We start from the raw sequence: 1158 nt of genomic DNA, 5'->3' as shown, positions 1-1158 counted from the left end.
CTTAGCGGATGATAATAAGAATGCAGATTTGTGCGAAAAACGAACAAATCAACGCTAATTTGATGGAAGCTGCACGAGCAGTTCCCCATCAAGTTGGCTTAATTAAATTGAGTAAAACCCAGCTGAAAGTTCTGCAGTCAATAAATCCTGGGGAAGAGGTAACTTCTGAGCAGATAGCCGAGCGTTGTAATTTGTCGAGTTCGTGGGCCAGTACTTTGTTGAAGACGATTTGGGAGCGGGGATATTTAGTGAGAGATATTTTAGTAAGACAAAATGGAGGTGTTATTTATTTATATAAGAAACGCGTTGACATTGCTTATACTAGTAATTACTATACCTAGTATATTGTGGTTTTCTATAAAACTAGGTGAAGTATGTACACATCAAATGCTTACTACCCATCTCCGATAGATGGTAACCTATATCATATATATGTAGGTTTAGATAATGGAATGTTAGCTCCTGTACATTTTATACGTAATGGAGATAGCTTAGTCTTAACTTTTCAAACACAGAGCGGCTATAATCCAAACTATCAGCCGATTACTGTGTTGGTTAACGGTAATGTATCAAACTTGATGTATTATCAGCCACAAGGTTATGGTCAAAACCAGTTGTTATATTGTACAACAAACTTTAATAATAGTATTGAGTTGATCTGCAATACTGATTTTCAACAGTATCAATCTTTAAATTTTATTTCGGGATCAAACCAAGTATTATTACCAATTCCTTCTAGCCATAACAATATACTACCGTCTTCTGGATATATTGAGACAATGCCTAACTGTCTTCCTGTAAATTCTAATTCAAATATGCCAATTGAAGTTTTGCAAGGCTTACAGGCATTACAAAATGGTCAATTAGCTGATATTAATATTAATATGAATACAAATGGATTTAATTTAACAGCTGAAGATATGAATGGGGATCGATATGTTATTGAAAAATATAACATGAATGGAATTCAACATGAAAGTAGAACGCGAATTGATTCGCGAGACACAAAAGAGTCAAGACTAGAAACAGTTAAGCAGCTTCGATTAGTTCATAATATGACTCAGAATCAAATTGCTAATTATTTAGGAGTTTCTCAAAAAACTGTATCTAATGACTTAAAAGACCTGAATATAAAATAACTAGGTTCTTTTAATTAAG

General features: G+C 33.5%; 2 protein-coding genes. Both read left to right on the top strand.

Translation table 11 applies throughout. The features are described from left to right. Window positions 1–20: 20 nt before the first annotated feature. Window positions 21–341, top strand: coding sequence for a MarR family winged helix-turn-helix transcriptional regulator (locus tag I3255_RS14560; protein WP_238039462.1), 321 nt, complete (start codon window positions 21–23; stop codon window positions 339–341). Window positions 342–374: 33 nt separating this feature from the next. After that, window positions 375–1139: a helix-turn-helix transcriptional regulator gene (locus tag I3255_RS14555; protein WP_238039461.1), complete on the top strand. Its 765-nt coding sequence runs from the start codon at window positions 375–377 to the stop codon at window positions 1137–1139. The last annotated feature ends 19 nt before the right edge of the window (window positions 1140–1158 follow it).

The organism is Psychrobacter sp. Ps6, from assembly GCF_022129235.1.
Taxonomy (GTDB): domain Bacteria; phylum Pseudomonadota; class Gammaproteobacteria; order Pseudomonadales; family Moraxellaceae; genus Psychrobacter.
Note: the sequence above shows the minus strand (reverse complement) of the source record. Positions and strands in the feature narration are given on the sequence as shown.